Raw genomic sequence first — 15,671 nt, forward strand, 5'->3', positions numbered from 1 at the left:
AGATTAAATCTGATCCTCTATCCTTTTTTCTTTTGGGAAAATTTTGCTCATATAATATTCGTCCACCCACTCACCATCGATAATAAGAGATTTCCGCTTCGTTCCTTCGATTTCAAACCCGTTCTTGATATATAGCGCCAAAGCAGCTTGATTATGGGTCATGACGGATAACTCAAGACGAACAATCCCATTGTTCATAGCCCAGATGTCCATCTCACGGAACAGGCCAGCTCCAATCCCATTCCCCTGATATTGTTTCTGAATCCCAATCACTATGTACGCGCTATGTCTATTGCGTCTGACATTTCCACCTCTAACAGACAAGTAACCTGCCAAATGATCGTCAACCTCTGCCCCTATAAGAATTGAAGTTTCTGCTGCCAGAAAGCTTTCAAGCATTTCTTTGACCTGACAAAGACTTGCTTGTCTTTCGTCCGGTTCCAATAACATAAATTTGGACTCTTGGTCTAACTGATGCTGAAGTCTAAGCAATTCTCCTGCATCGTCCGGCACCAGTTCTCTAAGAGTAACCATCATATCATCACTTCCAATCGTAAATAACTATAAATACTTCTTGAACAACTTGCTGGAGCTGCCATCATAACCTAGATGCTCGTAGAAGCGATGTGCTTCTTCTCTCTTTGCTGCACTTGATAGCATAATCTTAAGGGCTCCCTTGGAGATTGCTACATTCTCGGCATGTCTCATTAGCATTGCGCCATACCCTTTTCCTCGTACTTTTTCAGCCACAATAACTCTTTCTATGACAGCAAAGGGCTTATCGTCACATAAGGCATCCATACAAAAATGAAGATGTAACGACCCGACAATTGCTTCTTGTTCTTCGTACACATATAGAAAACTCTCCGGATGTTCTGCTATCTGCTTCAGCCGCTCAGGAGATACATGAACAGCTGGGTGCTCAGGCAGCAAAATCCGATAAAGTTCTTCAATGAGGCTAGCGTCTTCGGGCACAGCTTCTCTTATCATTTGTCTACTCCCTTCTATATAACGCTTAACAACGACAGACCATGATCACATTTCCATCGGGATCTTTAAAATTAAACCAATGATCATGCTCAATATCCGTGAGAATCTCTCCTCCGTTGGCCTTTACATAATCATAAGCAGCATCAATATCCTCGGTGTTAAGATGAAACGAAGGGATGTTTAGAACAGATTCAGCGGTGTAAATCTTACTGTCCAAAACGATGCCCGGTCCCTGCATAGGGACTACATATAAATGACCGAATAATACCTCTCCATCCAATGGTAGTCCAAGCAATTGGCAATACCATTGTTTTGATTTCTCAATATCCCTTACCGGAATAAAAACAGCACCAATCTGATTCAGAATCGGACTTATCATCATTAAGAAAGCCTCCTCTTTAAAGTTGACGGATAGGGTGTTATTGTAGAATAATTCGATAAAATATGTCAATTACCTCCCTCCATTTAGGGAAGGGCTGGTAAGTTGTGTTATAATTCTGTGAGCATTACTCCAATATCACGTACGTCAGGAGAATTACATTGGCTAACCTGAACTTCGGTGGTTTTAAAATGACCCCGCCCAAAGTTTTATCACTAGGATTCTTAATCCTTATCACTGCCGGGACTTTTCTGCTTAGTCTCCCGGTCTCCTCAACATCCGGACAAATATCCTTTATTGATGCCTTGTTTATGGCGACTTCAGCCACATGTGTTACAGGCCTTGCGGTCATTGATACGGGAACTCAGCTAACTACCTTCGGACAAGTTGTTCTGCTTATTTTATTTCAAATCGGAGGATTAGGCTTCGTAACGATGGCTACTTTGATTACATTGGTCCTTAATAAACGGATATCCTTGAAAGAGCGAATCCTTTTGCAAGAATCCATGAACCAAAATTCGATGCAGGGAATTGTACTCTTAATCCGTAGAGTCCTGATCTATTCTCTTGTGATTCAGCTGTCGGGTGCCGTGTTGTTTGCTGGAAGGTTTATGATGGATATGCCCTTTGGGAAAGCAGCATATTATGGGATTTTCCATAGTATATCTATCTTTAATAATGCAGGCTTTGACCTCTTCGGTGATATTCATGGACCCTTTAGCGGACTTACTCGTTTTGTAAATGATCCGATTGTTAACTTAACCTCAATGAGTCTCATATTTCTTGGAGGGATTGGTTTTATCGTACTGTCTGATCTTATGGACTTTCCTAAACGCAGAAGACTCACTCTTCATTCAAAGGTTGTTCTTTGGACTTCTCTTATATTGATTGTTATTGGTGCGGGGCTGTTTTTCTTGCTGGAGTATAATTCTACGCTGAAGCCCTTGAGTGCTGGCGGAAAGTTTTGGGCGACCCTTTTACAAGCGGTAACTCCGCGATCTGGTGGTGTCACCACCATTGAAGTTCCACTTTTACGGCAATCCACACAATTTCTGATGATTCTATTGATGTTTATTGGAGCTGCACCTGGGTCGACGGGTGGAGGAATTAAGATCACAACATTCGCCGTACTGGTTACTGCGGTAGCTGCACGATTACGGGGGAAAGAAGATATTGTAATGTTTCGCCACCGGATCGCTAAAGAAAATGTATATAGAGCCCTTACTATTACATTAATGTCTCTTATGCTGCTTGTCATCGCTACGATGTTATTATCCTTGACCGAGAGCGCTGAATTTCTAACAGTCCTTTTTGAAGCTGTATCTGCTTTTGGAACCTCAGGCTTATCTATGGGCCTTACTCCGGAACTAACTACGGCAGGAAAGGTTCTAGTGATTATCCTGATGTTTATGGGCCGGACCGGACCACTTACACTTGCTTATGCTTTGAAACCAAAAGGTAGTAAAGAACTGTATCGCTACCCAGAAGGTAAGATAACGATTGGATAATCATGATATGGCCAGCGGCTACCAGATAATGCCGCTGGCTGTCATATCAATAATATTATTGTTCTTCCACGATTTCTTGTTGATCAAGTGCAGCATCCAGCAACTGATTGTACACATCATCGTTATTCTCCAGCAATGCATCCGTTTCTAAGAACTGTTCCTCGCTCCCAGGCTCACCCGCAAAGCTTAGACTGTAATCCCATTCCGTTCCTCTTGTACTGAAGAAAGTAATTTCATATGGAGCCTTATGATTTTCGAGAGTGAATACAGTCCTCCCTACATAACTTTTATCTTCTTTACGGCTCATTTCAGCACTTACGATCTCTAAATTCATCCACTTCTCTTCCTTCCTATCATCAAATCAGCTACCCTTTCAGTATATCATTGAAATGAATGTAATTCCTTCTCTTTGCACTGTAAATTCCACGTAATTGACTTTTTTCATCCGGCGGTTAATAATTTAGTACAATGCTTGTAAAGTACTAAACTATTAGTAAATGGAGGAAATTACAATGACTGATTTTCAGGCTAAGCTTAGTAAATATGCAGATTTAGCTGTACAAATAGGTGTTAATGTTCAACCCGGGCAAATTCTAGTGGTGAATGCACCGATTCTTGCCGCTGATTTCGTACGTCTAATTACCGCTAAGGCATATGCAATCGGAGCAAGTTTAGTTAAGGTGAACTGGAGTGATGCAAGCATTACACGCCAACAGTTTGAACACGCTGCGCCAGAGGTATTCACTCAGCCTCCTACATGGTACGCAGGTGAAATGACTGAATTCGCCGAAAAAGGTGCAGCTATCCTTAACGTGATCGCTGAAGATCCTGATGCACTTAAAGGCATTGATCCAGTACGTATCTCCAATTTCCAAAAAGTACGTGGAGCTGCCCTCACCAAATATCGTGAAATGCAAATGTCCGACAAAGTTAGCTGGAGTATTGTAGCTGTTCCTTGTCAAGCTTGGGCGGATAAAGTGTTCCCTGAGGTTCCAGCCGAAGAACGTGTAGATAAACTCTGGGAAGCCATTTTCCACACCGTGCGTCTTGACCGTGAAGATCCAGTAGCTGCATGGCAGGAGCATCTTGATACCTTGGAGCAAAAAGCGAATGTACTCAATGCAAAAAAATATAAAAAGCTGCATTACATAGCACCTGGCACTGACCTTAGCATCGAGCTTCCTGAAGGCCATATCTGGGCACAAGGAGACAGCATTAATGCAAAAGGTCATTCTTTTGTAGCCAATATGCCTACCGAAGAAGTCTTCACTGCACCACTAAAGACTGGTGTTAATGGCACTGTAAGAAGCACAAAGCCACTTAGTCATGGCGGCAACATTATCGATGACTTCTCTATTAGCTTTGAGAACGGCCGTATTGTAAGTGTTACTGCTGAGCAAGGTCAAGAAGCGCTAGAGCACCTCATTAGCATGGATGAAGGAGCGAAATACTTAGGAGAGGTTGCCTTGGTTCCTCATAAATCTCCTATTTCTGAATCCAACATTCTTTATTACAACACATTGTTTGACGAAAATGCTTCTAATCACCTTGCTATAGGTATGGCTTATGCCTTCTGTTTAGAAGGCGGTAAAGACATGAATCCAGAGCAGTTAATTGAGCATGGCCTCAACAATAGTGTAACCCATGTGGATTTCATGATCGGATCAGCTGAGATGAACATTTACGGGATAACTGCGGATGGAACTGAAGAACCTGTCTTCCTGAATGGAAACTGGGCGTTCTAATTTAAGCACACAAGAGATACAGGATATTGGGAGGAATAGAAACTATGTTGGATTTCAAGCAAAAGCTGGAGAATTACGCATTGCTGGCCGTGAAGATTGGCGTTAATATTCAACCGGGTCAGACACTCGTTGTGAATGCAGATATTGTTTCCGCAGACCTTGTGCGACTTGTGGTTCGTAAAGCCTATGAAGCCGGCGCGAGACTTGTAAAGGTGAATTATAGTGATGAAGTTGTATTACGCACACGATATGATCTTGCTCCATCCGATTCCTTCCTGGAGCCGCCGCAGTGGCAAGCCGATGAATTAGAGGATCTTGCTAAAAAGGGAGCTGCATTTCTAACCATTATCTCCGCAGACCCAGATCTTTTAAAAGGCGTTGAACCTGGAAGAATTGCCGATAATCAACGTATTTCTGGGCAGACCCTAGCACCTTATCGTGAGTACTTAATGGGAAATCATGCGAGCTGGAGCGGCCTTGCCTTCCCATCAGCCTCTTGGGCTGCAAAAGTGTTCCCTGACGCTCCATCCGAGCAGCAGGTTGAACTGTTATGGGACGCCATCTTTAAAGCCACACGTGCGGATCAGGAAGATCCTATTGAAGCATGGAGCCGCCATTTAGATGGACTCAAAACTCGTTGCGCGTCCTTGAATGAAAGTAAGTTTCGCAAGCTGCACTATACAGCACCTGGTACAGATTTAACTATTGAGTTGCCGGAAGGTCACATCTGGTGTCAGGCAGGGGCTGTGAACGGTAAGGGCGTCCCTTTCCTAGCCAACATTCCAACGGAAGAAGTGTTTACTGCCCCTCTGAAGTCTGGTATTAATGGTAAAGTGAGCAGCACTAAGCCACTTAGCTACGGCGGCAATCTAATCAATAACTTCACGCTGACCTTTGAGAACGGTAAAGTGATTGATTTTACTGCTGAAGAAGGCGCAGAAACTTTGGCATCACTAATCGCACTGGATGAAGGCTCTTCCTATCTTGGTGAAGTTGCTTTGGTACCTTTCCACTCTCCGATTTCTGAGAGCGGTATTCTTTATTACACTACGCTGTATGATGAGAATGCCTCCTGTCATTTGGCTTTAGGTGCAGCTTATGCCTTCACAATTCAAGAAGGAATTACGATGACTAAAGAACAGCTGTTGGAAAAAGGAATGAATCAAAGCCATACCCATGTTGACTTTATGATGGGCTCACCTGAAATGAATATTGACGGAATTAACGATGATGGAACAACAGTACCTATCTTCCGTAATGGGGATTGGGCTTAAGGCTTATACAACACCCGTTAGATCCTAGATAGCCTAGATAGAACCAACTTCAAACAACCCGTTTTACTCTCTAAGTAGAGAGTAAAACGGGTTGTTTTTGTTTTAACAACAACATTTCAGGTGGTAAAATGCCCAAATTTGAATAAAAGTTCAATATTTGTTCACACTATTGTTGATTTCCGTTCACAAATATGTCACAATACAGTTAAGGATTGAATTTCCAAGGAGGGGATTATCATGTTGAGAGACCCAGTTTCCAAAGAAGTTGACAGCCTCGAAGAAGAACAGCTAGAAATTCAACCACCGGTAGATTCAAGAATTGTTGCCTCTAATGCTATTAAATACACTGCCTATGTTATGCTGCTTTTTGGATTTTTGTATTTCCTGATTGCTTACTTGGCACCTATGTTGGAACCTTAATGTGATGGATATAATTTTATTGGAAAACGCTTACGGTTAATCACTCTCTATGGAGCAGTGATTAACCGTTTTTATTACTTCCATGAGAATGCTTTGTTTGTCCAAGCTATTGCTGTTGGAGACCATACCCCGTTCATCTTCGTTTGTATCCAAGCTATGGCCTCTTCTCTATCCCCTTCAAAAGCGGATAAACCGTTATCTGACATCCAGTGACTGACCGTCTCGAACGAGGTGCTGCTCCAACCATTTACTTCACCTTCATCATTCAGGCGTTGCTTGATGCCTGAAATCACCATATCTAACGATCCTTGCAGCTCAGTAACCGCGTTATCGAAGGCTGTTTTCTTATCTTTTGCCTTCATATCAGCCTCTGCCCGAAGTTTACGTGTGTCAATGCCTTCATGTTCACGAACAATCTGCAGCAAGGTCACAGCTTCTTTACTAGCCAACCCATCCTTATACCGCTCTTCAATAGATTTGGTACTGCCTACAGCTGCTACAAATGCCGGGAACCACTCCCTTGAGACTAAAATAGCCTTTTTCTTAATAAACTTTCCGTATCCTGCAAGACCCTCACCTGGAAACTGCGCACGCCATGACCACGGATCTAATTCTGTTCCGGTATGCCAATTCTCGGGCTTAGTTAAGACGTTTAAAGACGGGTGCCCGGGAATCAGCGCAGCAAGCGGTAAAATCCCCAATTTCGTAATAATTTCTGCTGTTTCCCCATAAGTGGTGACACTACCTTGTTCATATTCCTGACCCATTTGTTCATCATCTCCTAGATCTAATTTAATCTAATTTCATATTTCCAATTCCGGTTATAAAAGTGCTAATCAAGCGGGTTAGACTCTCGTTAGTATCGAGCGCCATACCAAATCCACCCTTTTGCTCCAAAGAGGCGAATCCATGTAGGATACTCCGTAATCCTCTTACGGCATGAAGTTCTCCTTCTTCACCTAATTGATAACTCTTCATCACCTGAATTATAAACTGCAAAATATGCTCACCAGCCGCTTCAAGCTCCGTGTTCTCCTGTTCAGGCGCTCGTAGTGTAGTCTCATACAAACCTGGTCTACTTCTAGCAAAATCCACATATGCTCGGCCCATCGCGTGTACAGCAGCATCTCCATTTAATCCCTCAGCTGCATTCGACATGCTTGTAAATAACAACTCTAAACCGTAAATGGCGAGTCCAGTCCGCAAATCCTGCAGTCCATTTATATGGTTGTATAATGACGGGGAACGAACACCTAGTTTAGCTGCTAGTGCAGCCAAGGTAACAGCTTCTATACCTTCAGCATCGGCAATTTCTGCTGCTCTAATCACTAGCGTGTGACGATCTAATCCTGCTCTAGGTGACATTTAATTACTCCTATCCTGAATCATTTGTGCCTTACTTATGGCTTTCTCCATCTCCTGCTTTGGCGCTTTAAGTAAGTTGCCGTGACCAACAGCAAGTAAAGCTGGAGATAACTCTAGAAGCTTAATCGCACTATTCAGAGCTTGAGCTTTATTCCATGTAGCCATTGCTGGAAAAGGAAACAGGGGGATGATGGTTCCAGCCACCGCAGTTCCCCGGAAGGTCTGAAGAGCATCCCCCACGACTACAGCACCGCTGCGTGAATCAAGGAAAGACATAGAGCCGGGGGTATGTCCTGGTGTGTGAATCGCTGTTAATGATCCAATGGTATCCCCTTCGTGGAGAAGGACATCTGGCTTGGTAGCTATCTTCTTCGGCACGCCTCCCTTAATAGGGGTCTGAGGTTCTCCTTCCCGAAGTGAACGATCTCCACGAAGTAATGCCGAATCTCGCTCAGAGATGTAAACCTGAGCCTCTGGACGTTGCTTTTTTAGTCCATCCAGTGCCCCAATATGATCATCATGCGCATGCGTTAAGATTATGCGTGTAAGCTTCTTATTTAGTTTCGCTTCAGTTTCCATAATTCCTTTTAGACTAAATGGCATAGCGGCATCTATTAAAGTCAATCCATCGTTTTCCTCAATAATGTAACAATTCACTGGAAAAAAATTTGGCATCCAAGTCAACTGCAATAAATGACCTTCACGTGTTACTCTCATCCTTACCCCTCCGATAAACTAATGGTATTAGCTTAAATATAAACTAATGATATTAGTTTTACAAGAGATTGTTATCTTTAATATTTAATTCTCAATTGTCTTGTCAGCATTTTTGTTGGATTTATTAATTATGTACCACATCGCCAAAGTGATCCCTATGAAAAAAACAACCGCCCCCACGAGAGTACTCGATATATTGCGGATCTTTTAGTTAGTTGGGTAGTTTGAGTTTAGTTCGCTTATTCGCCGTTGTATGGGACTGAGGAGTCGTTATTTCGTAGATTTGCAGCTATTTGACGTGCTATCGGACTCAGTTACAGCTATTTACTCAAAACCACACCAATTCAGCGCCGATACATGCTAATAAGAGCTATACGGTCCGATACATCTGCAAAATGACTCAAAAAACTCAAATAGCTGCAATACGGTCCGTAACATACTGAGGGTCTTTAGTTAGTTTGGGTTATTCATCTACTTGAGACTACTTGATCTTCAATAGCTTCATTAGCTTCATTAGCTTCATCAAATTCTTGAGGTTATCTTGGCTCTTTTTACTTTTTTGACTACTTTTTTGACTTGAGCTTCTTGGCTTACTCGGCTTAATTCGGTAACTTGGACATCATTGGTTTAGTTCTTAGGTTACTTTGGGTTCTTGCGCGATTTAAACTATTCCCCATGCTTGTGAACACACTTTTACCGATGATTCGGACTCAGTTGATCTTATTTCACCGTTTTGAACGTTTTAGGCGAACGATCGGACCCAGTTGCAGCTATTTACTCAAAACCACACCAATTCTGCGCAGTTACATGGTAATAAGAGCTATGCGGTCCGATAGTTCGGCAAAATGACTCAAAAAGCTCAAATAGCTGCAATACAGTCCGAAACATACTGAGGGTCTTTGGCTAGTTTGGTTAGTTGGGTTAGTTTGGGCTATTTGGACTTCTTAGCTTAATTCGGTAACTTGGACATCATTGGTTTAGTTCTTAGGTTACTTTGGGTTCTTACGCGATTTGAACTATCCCCCATGCTGGTGAACACACTTTTCCGATTGTTCGGACTCAGTTGATCTTATTTCACCGTTTTGAACGTTTTAGACGAGCTATCGGACCCAGTTGCAGCTATTTACTCAAAACCACACCAATTCTGAGCAGTTACATGGTAATAAGAGCTATGCGGTCCGATAGTTCGGCAAAATGACTCAAAAAGCTCAAATAGCTGCAATACAGTCCGATGCGGAGATCAGTAGGAAGCCCATAGAAGGTCACTAGGAGATCTCTAGAAGGTCACTAGTAAGCCGCGCAAGAGGTCACTAGGATATCACTAGGAAGCCACTAGGAGGTCAATAGGATATTACTAAGAATTAAGTAGAAGGTTGAGCCACATCAGCAGAGGAACCAGCAGCGAAAAGTGATCAGCATAAATCACTCATCAACCATCACTCATCACCCATCACTCATCACCCATCACCCATCACTCATCAGCCCTCACCCTACTTCCGCTAGTCTAAGCAACAAAAAAAGCATCCCTAAGGATACTTTTGATCTTTCGATACTTTTGATGTTTCGATACTTTTGATCATTTGATCTATTTGATATTTCGACGTTTTTTCAATATTTATGATCTTTCGCCGCTTTTAATATACGAATGCCTTCGACTTTCCTTATTCCACTACGCCATTCTCTGGAAAGAAGTCTACGATCTTCAGCAGCTCCGAAGCGTCTGTGCGTGGACGGCTGTCAGGTACAGTCTCCGGATATCCGGCATGGATCATGGCTACAATTTTTTCGCCGGGCTTCACACCAATTTTAGTGCGGAATTCAGGGTTGTTGATGTATGGATCAGTCTTCCAAATCGTTCCTACACCTTGTTCCCAAGCTGCGAGCTGGAAGTTCTGTACAAGTGCGGACGCTGCTGCAAAATCCTCGTCCCACTCTCTCTGCCGAGGATCTTCAGGCATCACTACGATTACTGTTAATGGAATATTCGAGATATATTCTTTACGTTTAGCAGCCACTTCTGGATCAGCTATAGCACGTTTTACAAAAGCAAATGCAGATTCAGCTAGGAATTTCGAACCTTCCCCTTGAAAAGCAATAAATCTCCACGGCTCACGCACACCATGATTCGGTGCCCATACCGCTACATTTAATAATTCCTCTAAAAGGCCTTGTGGAAGTGGATCTTTTTTAAAAAGCTTAATCGAGCGTCGTTCTTTTATTATTTGGGCCACACTATTCTGTTGAGTCTGTTGAGATTGCGTCATAAGATCCACTCCCTATTATAGTAATAATGATAATCATTATCACAAATGATACAGCATCTTTCTGCCTTTTGCAAATAACAGGTAAACCTTCGAATCACAACTCTTGAATTCACAAAAAAACACCGTTCCCGAAGGAACGATGTTCACAGCTTCAGCCGAATCGGCCCATGATATATTCTTGCGTCATTTGATTCTCTGGATTGGTAAAGACTTTATCCGTCTTATCATATTCTACAAGGGAGCCTAGATAAAAGTATGCGGTATAATCAGAGATCCGAGCTGCCTGCTGCATATTATGTGTCACAATAACGATGCGAAGCTCTTCTTTTAACTCTTTGATTAGCTCCTCTACTTTACCTGTGGAGACCGGGTCTAGAGCTGATGCTGGTTCGTCCAAGAGCAGAATTTGCGGGTTAACCGACAACGCTCTAGCAATGCAAAGGCGCTGTTGTTGTCCACCGGAAAGTGCAAGTGCTGAATCTTTTAAACGATCCTTAACCTCATCCCACAATGCTGCTTTGCGAAGACTGCCCTCAACAATCTCATCAAGAGCCTTTTTACCTTTAATGCCATGATACTTAGGTCCAAAAGCGATGTTATCGTAAATCGATTTATAGAACGGATTTGGCTTTTGCCATACCATCCCGATCTTCTGGCGCAGCTTAATCACATCCGTACCCGGAGCATTAATATCCACTCCATCAATCCAGATGCTTCCTTTTGTCTTTGAGCCAGAAATTTCGTCATTCATCCGGTTCAAAGAACGAAGAAAGGTTGATTTACCGCAGCCGGATGGGCCGATCAGTGCAGTAACCGTATTTTCAGCAAATGGAAGGCTTATCCCCTTTACTGCCTCATATGTTCCGTAAAAAATACTCAGGTCTTCGGTTTGAAAAGATTCACGCACTGCTGTTGCCGACGTTCCCATCGATTACTCCTCCTACATCTCTACTTTAATTTGTATGATTAGTTCATTCTTTTTGAAGCTGTAAGCTTACGATATATAAATCTTCCGAAATAACGTGCTGCCAAATTGAAGATTAACACCATAATTACAAGCACTGCCGAAGCTCCTGCAGCAATCTGTGCAGCATCTGGAGCTAGGCCTTCACTGTTGACCTTCCAAATGTGGACAGCCAGCGTTTCCGCTGGACGGAAGGGATTCAGTGGTGAATTCGCACTAAGTGGATTCCAGTTGGTGAAATCCAATCTTGGACTACTCATCCCTGCTGTGAACATCAACGCAGCTGCTTCCCCAAAGACACGGCCAGCGGACAAGATAGTGCCTGTAATAATTGTAGGTAATGCTACCGGAAACAACACCGAGGTAACAATTTTCCACTTGGACAATCCTAGTGCAAAACCGGCCTCTTTTTGTTGTTTTGGAACACTACGAAAAGCTTGCTCCGTAATCCGCACCATCAGGGGTAGATTAAAGACCGTCAATGCTAGCGCACCGGAGATTAAGGAGAAGCCCAGATTGAAATAGTTAACAATCAGCAATAGACCAAACAAGCCGACTACGATGGAAGGGAAAGATGACAATACTTCAACAATCAAGCGAATAAAGCCGGTAATCTTACCGGGACGAGCATATTCCGCCATATAAATACCGGCACCCAGTCCAAGCGGAACTGTAATAATAAGTGTCAGTACCAACAGGAATAAGGAGTTAAATAGCTGCGGTCCGATCCCTCCACCTGCACGAATTTTTTGCGGTGCAGAGAAAAGAAAATCCCAACTGATATGGCTTAAGCCTCTAAAGAGGATATATCCCAAAAGTCCAAGTAGAATGGCAACGATGAGCATCGCGAAAAATACAATAAGACTGGTGGCAATTTTATTTACGGTTCTCGGCTTCAAATTTTATTTCTCCTTTCAAGCATTCTCACAAAGAAGACAAATACGAAAGTCATCAGCATGAGAACCAGTGCCATACTCCACAGTGCATTATTGTGAGGTGAGCCCATAGTCGTGTTCCCCATACCGAGTGTGATCACACTGGTCAAGGTAGAAGCTGACTCAAAGAGTGATTTTGGCACGAATGGCGCGTTCCCGATAACCATTTGTACAGCGAGTGCTTCACCGAAAGCACGAGCCATTCCCAATACAATCCCTGTCATTATGGCAGGAAAGGTTGTTGGAATAATCACCCGCGAAATCGTCTGCCACCGGGTGGCACCAAGCGCATAGGAAGATTCTTTTAAGTTTTGCGGCAATGAAGCCAGCGCGTCTGCAGCCACGCTTGTAATCGTCGGAAGAATCATTACCGAGAGCACAAGCGCGCCTGCAGCTACCCCGATGCCTTGGCCCGGCAGGTTGTTGCGTAAAAACGGTACAATTACACTTAATCCGATGAAACCATATACTACCGAAGGAATCCCTGCCAAAAGCTCAATAACAGGTTGAAGTAATTTTTTGCCCCACCCTGGAACAATCTCAGTCATAAATAACGCAGCGCATAAGCTAAGTGGACTAGCAATCAATGCGGCAAGCAAAGTAACCAGGAAGGACCCCGAGATAAATGGAAAAGCTCCGAAGGAAGGCGTATCCGCTTCTGGCGACCACTTTGTACCGAATAGAAATTCAGAAACTGTAGCATTGCCACTTGTGAAGGTTGAAATTCCTTTAGACGCTACAAAATATACCATCGATACAATGATTGTTATCAACAGTAATACACAGAAGGACATATAAGTACGTCCAACAAAATCTTCAATATGATGTTTTTCGAATCGTGAGTTCTTTAGTTTCACCCTCAATTGCTCCCTCTTTCTAAAGTGAAAAGAGAGGCAGATGTATCCGCCTCTAATCACTTGAGATTCTAATCAATAACATTGCCTAGAATTAAATTACTTAGCGGTAACAGTTCCTGCAACGTCGCGAACAACTTGCATTTTAACAGCTGGGATGTATCCAAGTTCAACAACTTCACCAGTTTGCACTTCGTCAGTTAAGAAAAAGTCGAGGAATGCTTTTACTGTTGCGTTAGGTTCACCATTTGTGTACATATGCTCGTAAGCCCACACTGGGTATTTACCAGAAACAACATTATCAACAGATGCTTCCACACCGTCAAGACTAAGTGTTTTAATGGAATCATCCAGGTAAGAAAGAGCAAGGTATCCGATTGCCCCTGGAGTTTCACCGATCATTTTCTTAACCGTACCGGAGGAATCTTCTTGAATCGAACCTGGGATATCTTCTGTTTTGGTTCCAAGTGCAAAGCTTTCAAAGGTTGCACGAGTACCGGAGCTGCCTGGACGGTTGATGATCTGGATTTTTTGATCCGCTCCGCCTACTTCAGACCAGTTAGTGATTTTACCAGTGAAAATGTCCACCAGTTGTTGTTTAGTCAAGCTATCCACACCAGCATCAGGATGAGATACTGCTGCGATCGCTACTACTGCTACTTGATGATCTACAAGTGCTGCTGCTTTTTCTGCATCTGCATCTTTTAATTTTTCTTCTGCGAATACGTCAGAGTTTCCGATATCTACTTGTTTCTCAGCTACTTGAGTAAGACCAGTACCACTGCCACCGCCTTGAACTTGAATGTCCACGCCAGTGTTTTTATCCATGAAATTCTCTGCTACCAGCTCAACCAAGGGTTGTAATGCTGTTGAACCTGAAGCCAGAATCGAACCACTTATTTCAGCGCCGCCGCTTCCTTCGTTAGTTGCTGCAGCGTTTCCTCCTGTGTTGTTAGCCCCGCCGTTACCGCAAGCCGATAGTGCCAGTACGCTTGTTAAAGCCAAAGTCATGATCCATGATTTTTTGAATTGCATTGTTTTGTCTCCTCCTAAATGGTTTGTTAGCATGGCTCCCTGATCAGTTCATACCAAACTGGCTTCGAAAGCTTTAACATGGTGTTGTGGAGCTTGGCCCCCATATGCATGGTTACTGTAAAAGTTCATCAAACGCATATGTTATATGTTGTCCGGGACTTCTTGGCCCCTCTGTCTCTTCTTATTCTAGAGCTCGTTCGTTAGAGAAACTTCTTATCTTTGTAAAGTGAACGAAAAAAATACCAATATAAAGTGTATATCTGTATAGATATAATCTATAATGGAGATATAATTTATAATCCAACTTAGCATTATGTGGAGGAAAGTCATGAATATTATGAAATTGAACATCGTAGTTCTAATTGAAAAATATAAAAAGGTAACCGATGTAGCCGCAGAATTAGGCCTTAAACAGCCTACTGTTTCTTTTCATATGAAGAATCTGGAGGCTGAGCTCGGAACCCCTCTATTTCTTTACCGCAGCGGCAGAGTGCTGCTTACGGATGCTGGGCGAGCCCTTTATCAATACGCCCTCAAAATCGTTTCCCTCACAGCAGAAGCTGAGCGTACAGTCAAACAATTTTCTTCTCCCTCAAAAGGAACATTAGAGCTGGAAGCCAGTTTTATTCCTGCAACTTATATTTTACCTAATATGTTAATCCAATTCATGAAACTCTATCCGGGGATTAACAACTCCTTGACTGTTCAAAGCGATGCTTTGTTACGTGAACGTCTCCGTAGTCGAGATATTCAGATGGCCATTTTACATACTTCGGATTGGCAGGACGAATCTTTTGATTTTCAGCTTATTGTCCGTGATGAACCTGTCCTAATTTTTGCACCTGGTCACCCATTTGAAGACCTAGAGAAATTAACACCTGAACTAATTGCCAATGAGCCGTGGATTCAGCATGAGCAAGGATCTTGTTTACGAGGGTATGCCGATCAATGGGCACAATTCAATCAAATCCGTTTATGGAACCGATCCGAGTTGAATTCTCCAGAAGTGATTAAGCAGCTAGTTAACGGGAGTGACTGTGTTGGCATTTGTTCTAAAGCGGCTGTTAAAGCTGAGATTGAGCTAGGCAAGCTTAGCTATGCCAACCTACCAGGGATTTTGCCTGAAAGCGGCGGGTTTGTGCTCGGCTGGCGTAAAGATCATATTTTAACACCGTTGCAGCAATCCTTTGTTGAAATAGTAACGACTCTTGATCTTTAAAA

Annotated in this window: 17 protein-coding genes; 5 read left to right on the top strand and 12 right to left on the bottom strand. The window is 42.9% G+C overall.

Annotated features, from left to right (window positions below):
- Positions 1–3: 3 nt before the first annotated feature.
- From MKZ09_RS18480 to MKZ09_RS18490, 3 genes are read right to left on the bottom strand one after another with little or no spacing between them, the layout of a single operon-like run.
- Entirely contained in the window at positions 4–537 is a 534-nt protein-coding gene (locus tag MKZ09_RS18480; RefSeq protein WP_076201116.1) for a GNAT family N-acetyltransferase, read from the bottom strand.
- A 24-nt stretch (positions 538–561) separates the two neighbouring features.
- The gene (locus MKZ09_RS18485) at positions 562–990 is read right to left on the bottom strand and encodes a GNAT family N-acetyltransferase (protein WP_076201113.1); all 429 of its coding nucleotides are present in this window, start codon (positions 988–990) and stop codon (positions 562–564) included.
- Positions 991–1,015: 25 nt separating this feature from the next.
- The gene (locus MKZ09_RS18490) at positions 1,016–1,369 is read right to left on the bottom strand and encodes a VOC family protein (RefSeq protein WP_076133416.1); all 354 of its coding nucleotides are present in this window, start codon (positions 1,367–1,369) and stop codon (positions 1,016–1,018) included.
- Positions 1,370–1,560: 191 nt separating this feature from the next.
- Here MKZ09_RS18490 and MKZ09_RS18495 point away from each other — a divergent pair, with 191 nt between their 5' ends.
- On the top strand, positions 1,561–2,877 hold the full coding sequence (locus tag MKZ09_RS18495) for a TrkH family potassium uptake protein (protein WP_076201368.1): 1,317 nt from the start codon (positions 1,561–1,563) through the stop codon (positions 2,875–2,877).
- Between the two features lie 55 nt (positions 2,878–2,932).
- On the opposite strand, the gene MKZ09_RS18500 is transcribed toward MKZ09_RS18495, so the two are convergent.
- Positions 2,933–3,211 carry a hypothetical protein gene (locus MKZ09_RS18500; protein ID WP_076126655.1) on the bottom strand — a complete coding sequence of 93 codons (279 nt, stop codon included), beginning with the start codon at positions 3,209–3,211 and terminating at the stop codon, positions 2,933–2,935.
- A gap of 178 nt (positions 3,212–3,389) precedes the next feature.
- Between MKZ09_RS18500 and MKZ09_RS18505 the strand changes: the two genes are divergently transcribed.
- The 3 genes from MKZ09_RS18505 to MKZ09_RS18515 all read left to right on the top strand — a co-directional run bounded on the left by MKZ09_RS18505 (position 3,390) and on the right by MKZ09_RS18515 (position 6,316).
- Entirely contained in the window at positions 3,390–4,622 is a 1,233-nt protein-coding gene (locus tag MKZ09_RS18505) for an aminopeptidase (protein WP_076201110.1), read from the top strand.
- Between the two features lie 44 nt (positions 4,623–4,666).
- The gene (locus MKZ09_RS18510; protein WP_076201108.1) at positions 4,667–5,896 is read left to right on the top strand and encodes an aminopeptidase; all 1,230 of its coding nucleotides are present in this window, start codon (positions 4,667–4,669) and stop codon (positions 5,894–5,896) included.
- Positions 5,897–6,133: 237 nt separating this feature from the next.
- The gene (locus tag MKZ09_RS18515) at positions 6,134–6,316 is read left to right on the top strand and encodes a hypothetical protein (RefSeq protein ID WP_076126661.1); all 183 of its coding nucleotides are present in this window, start codon (positions 6,134–6,136) and stop codon (positions 6,314–6,316) included.
- 74 nt (positions 6,317–6,390) lie between these two features.
- On the opposite strand, the gene MKZ09_RS18520 is transcribed toward MKZ09_RS18515, so the two are convergent.
- From MKZ09_RS18520 to MKZ09_RS18555, 8 genes are all read right to left on the bottom strand, one after another.
- The gene (locus MKZ09_RS18520) at positions 6,391–7,083 is read right to left on the bottom strand and encodes an AlkZ-related protein (protein ID WP_076132972.1); all 693 of its coding nucleotides are present in this window, start codon (positions 7,081–7,083) and stop codon (positions 6,391–6,393) included.
- A 25-nt stretch (positions 7,084–7,108) separates the two neighbouring features.
- Positions 7,109–7,681, bottom strand: coding sequence for a TetR/AcrR family transcriptional regulator (locus MKZ09_RS18525; protein ID WP_076132971.1), 573 nt, complete (start codon positions 7,679–7,681; stop codon positions 7,109–7,111).
- Complete coding sequence (locus tag MKZ09_RS18530; RefSeq protein WP_076132969.1) at positions 7,682–8,398, bottom strand: MBL fold metallo-hydrolase; 717 nt, start codon at positions 8,396–8,398, stop codon at positions 7,682–7,684. It abuts the gene before it with no gap.
- A gap of 1,661 nt (positions 8,399–10,059) precedes the next feature.
- Positions 10,060–10,662: a nitroreductase family protein gene (locus tag MKZ09_RS18535; RefSeq protein WP_076201106.1), complete on the bottom strand. Its 603-nt coding sequence runs from the start codon at positions 10,660–10,662 to the stop codon at positions 10,060–10,062.
- Positions 10,663–10,813: 151 nt separating this feature from the next.
- A complete protein-coding gene (gene pstB / locus MKZ09_RS18540) occupies positions 10,814–11,590 on the bottom strand; it encodes a phosphate ABC transporter ATP-binding protein PstB (protein ID WP_076138725.1) in 777 nt (258 codons plus the stop codon).
- 38 nt (positions 11,591–11,628) lie between these two features.
- Positions 11,629–12,525, bottom strand: coding sequence for a phosphate ABC transporter permease PstA (pstA, locus tag MKZ09_RS18545; protein WP_036687518.1), 897 nt, complete (start codon positions 12,523–12,525; stop codon positions 11,629–11,631).
- Complete coding sequence (gene pstC, locus MKZ09_RS18550; protein ID WP_036687519.1) at positions 12,522–13,424, bottom strand: phosphate ABC transporter permease subunit PstC; 903 nt, start codon at positions 13,422–13,424, stop codon at positions 12,522–12,524. The genes pstA and pstC overlap by 4 nt, the downstream gene beginning before the upstream one ends.
- Positions 13,425–13,514: 90 nt before the next feature.
- The gene (locus tag MKZ09_RS18555; protein WP_076126671.1) at positions 13,515–14,450 is read right to left on the bottom strand and encodes a phosphate ABC transporter substrate-binding protein PstS family protein; all 936 of its coding nucleotides are present in this window, start codon (positions 14,448–14,450) and stop codon (positions 13,515–13,517) included.
- Between the two features lie 328 nt (positions 14,451–14,778).
- On the opposite strand from MKZ09_RS18555, the gene MKZ09_RS18560 reads away from it, so the two are divergent.
- On the top strand, positions 14,779–15,669 hold the full coding sequence (locus tag MKZ09_RS18560) for a LysR family transcriptional regulator (RefSeq protein WP_076201103.1): 891 nt from the start codon (positions 14,779–14,781) through the stop codon (positions 15,667–15,669).
- The last annotated feature ends 2 nt before the right edge of the window (positions 15,670–15,671 follow it).

The sequence above is a fragment of the Paenibacillus sp. FSL R5-0908 genome (genome assembly GCF_038006245.1).
Taxonomy (GTDB): Bacteria; Bacillota; Bacilli; order Paenibacillales; family Paenibacillaceae; genus Paenibacillus_AQ; species Paenibacillus_AQ odorifer.

Coding starts and splice junctions, on each gene's coding strand:
- MKZ09_RS18480 (WP_076201116.1), bottom strand. CDS start 537: ATGATGGTTACTCTTAGAGAACTGGTGCCGGACGATGCAGGAGAATTG.
- MKZ09_RS18485 (WP_076201113.1), bottom strand. CDS start 990: ATGATAAGAGAAGCTGTGCCCGAAGACGCTAGCCTCATTGAAGAACTT.
- MKZ09_RS18490 (WP_076133416.1), bottom strand. CDS start 1,369: ATGATAAGTCCGATTCTGAATCAGATTGGTGCTGTTTTTATTCCGGTA.
- MKZ09_RS18495 (WP_076201368.1), top strand. CDS start 1,561: ATGACCCCGCCCAAAGTTTTATCACTAGGATTCTTAATCCTTATCACT.
- MKZ09_RS18500 (WP_076126655.1), bottom strand. CDS start 3,211: ATGAATTTAGAGATCGTAAGTGCTGAAATGAGCCGTAAAGAAGATAAA.
- MKZ09_RS18505 (WP_076201110.1), top strand. CDS start 3,390: ATGACTGATTTTCAGGCTAAGCTTAGTAAATATGCAGATTTAGCTGTA.
- MKZ09_RS18510 (WP_076201108.1), top strand. CDS start 4,667: ATGTTGGATTTCAAGCAAAAGCTGGAGAATTACGCATTGCTGGCCGTG.
- MKZ09_RS18515 (WP_076126661.1), top strand. CDS start 6,134: ATGTTGAGAGACCCAGTTTCCAAAGAAGTTGACAGCCTCGAAGAAGAA.
- MKZ09_RS18520 (WP_076132972.1), bottom strand. CDS start 7,083: ATGGGTCAGGAATATGAACAAGGTAGTGTCACCACTTATGGGGAAACA.
- MKZ09_RS18525 (WP_076132971.1), bottom strand. CDS start 7,681: ATGTCACCTAGAGCAGGATTAGATCGTCACACGCTAGTGATTAGAGCA.
- MKZ09_RS18530 (WP_076132969.1), bottom strand. CDS start 8,398: ATGAGAGTAACACGTGAAGGTCATTTATTGCAGTTGACTTGGATGCCA.
- MKZ09_RS18535 (WP_076201106.1), bottom strand. CDS start 10,662: ATGACGCAATCTCAACAGACTCAACAGAATAGTGTGGCCCAAATAATA.
- pstB (WP_076138725.1), bottom strand. CDS start 11,590: ATGGGAACGTCGGCAACAGCAGTGCGTGAATCTTTTCAAACCGAAGAC.
- MKZ09_RS18555 (WP_076126671.1), bottom strand. CDS start 14,450: ATGCAATTCAAAAAATCATGGATCATGACTTTGGCTTTAACAAGCGTA.
- MKZ09_RS18560 (WP_076201103.1), top strand. CDS start 14,779: ATGAATATTATGAAATTGAACATCGTAGTTCTAATTGAAAAATATAAA.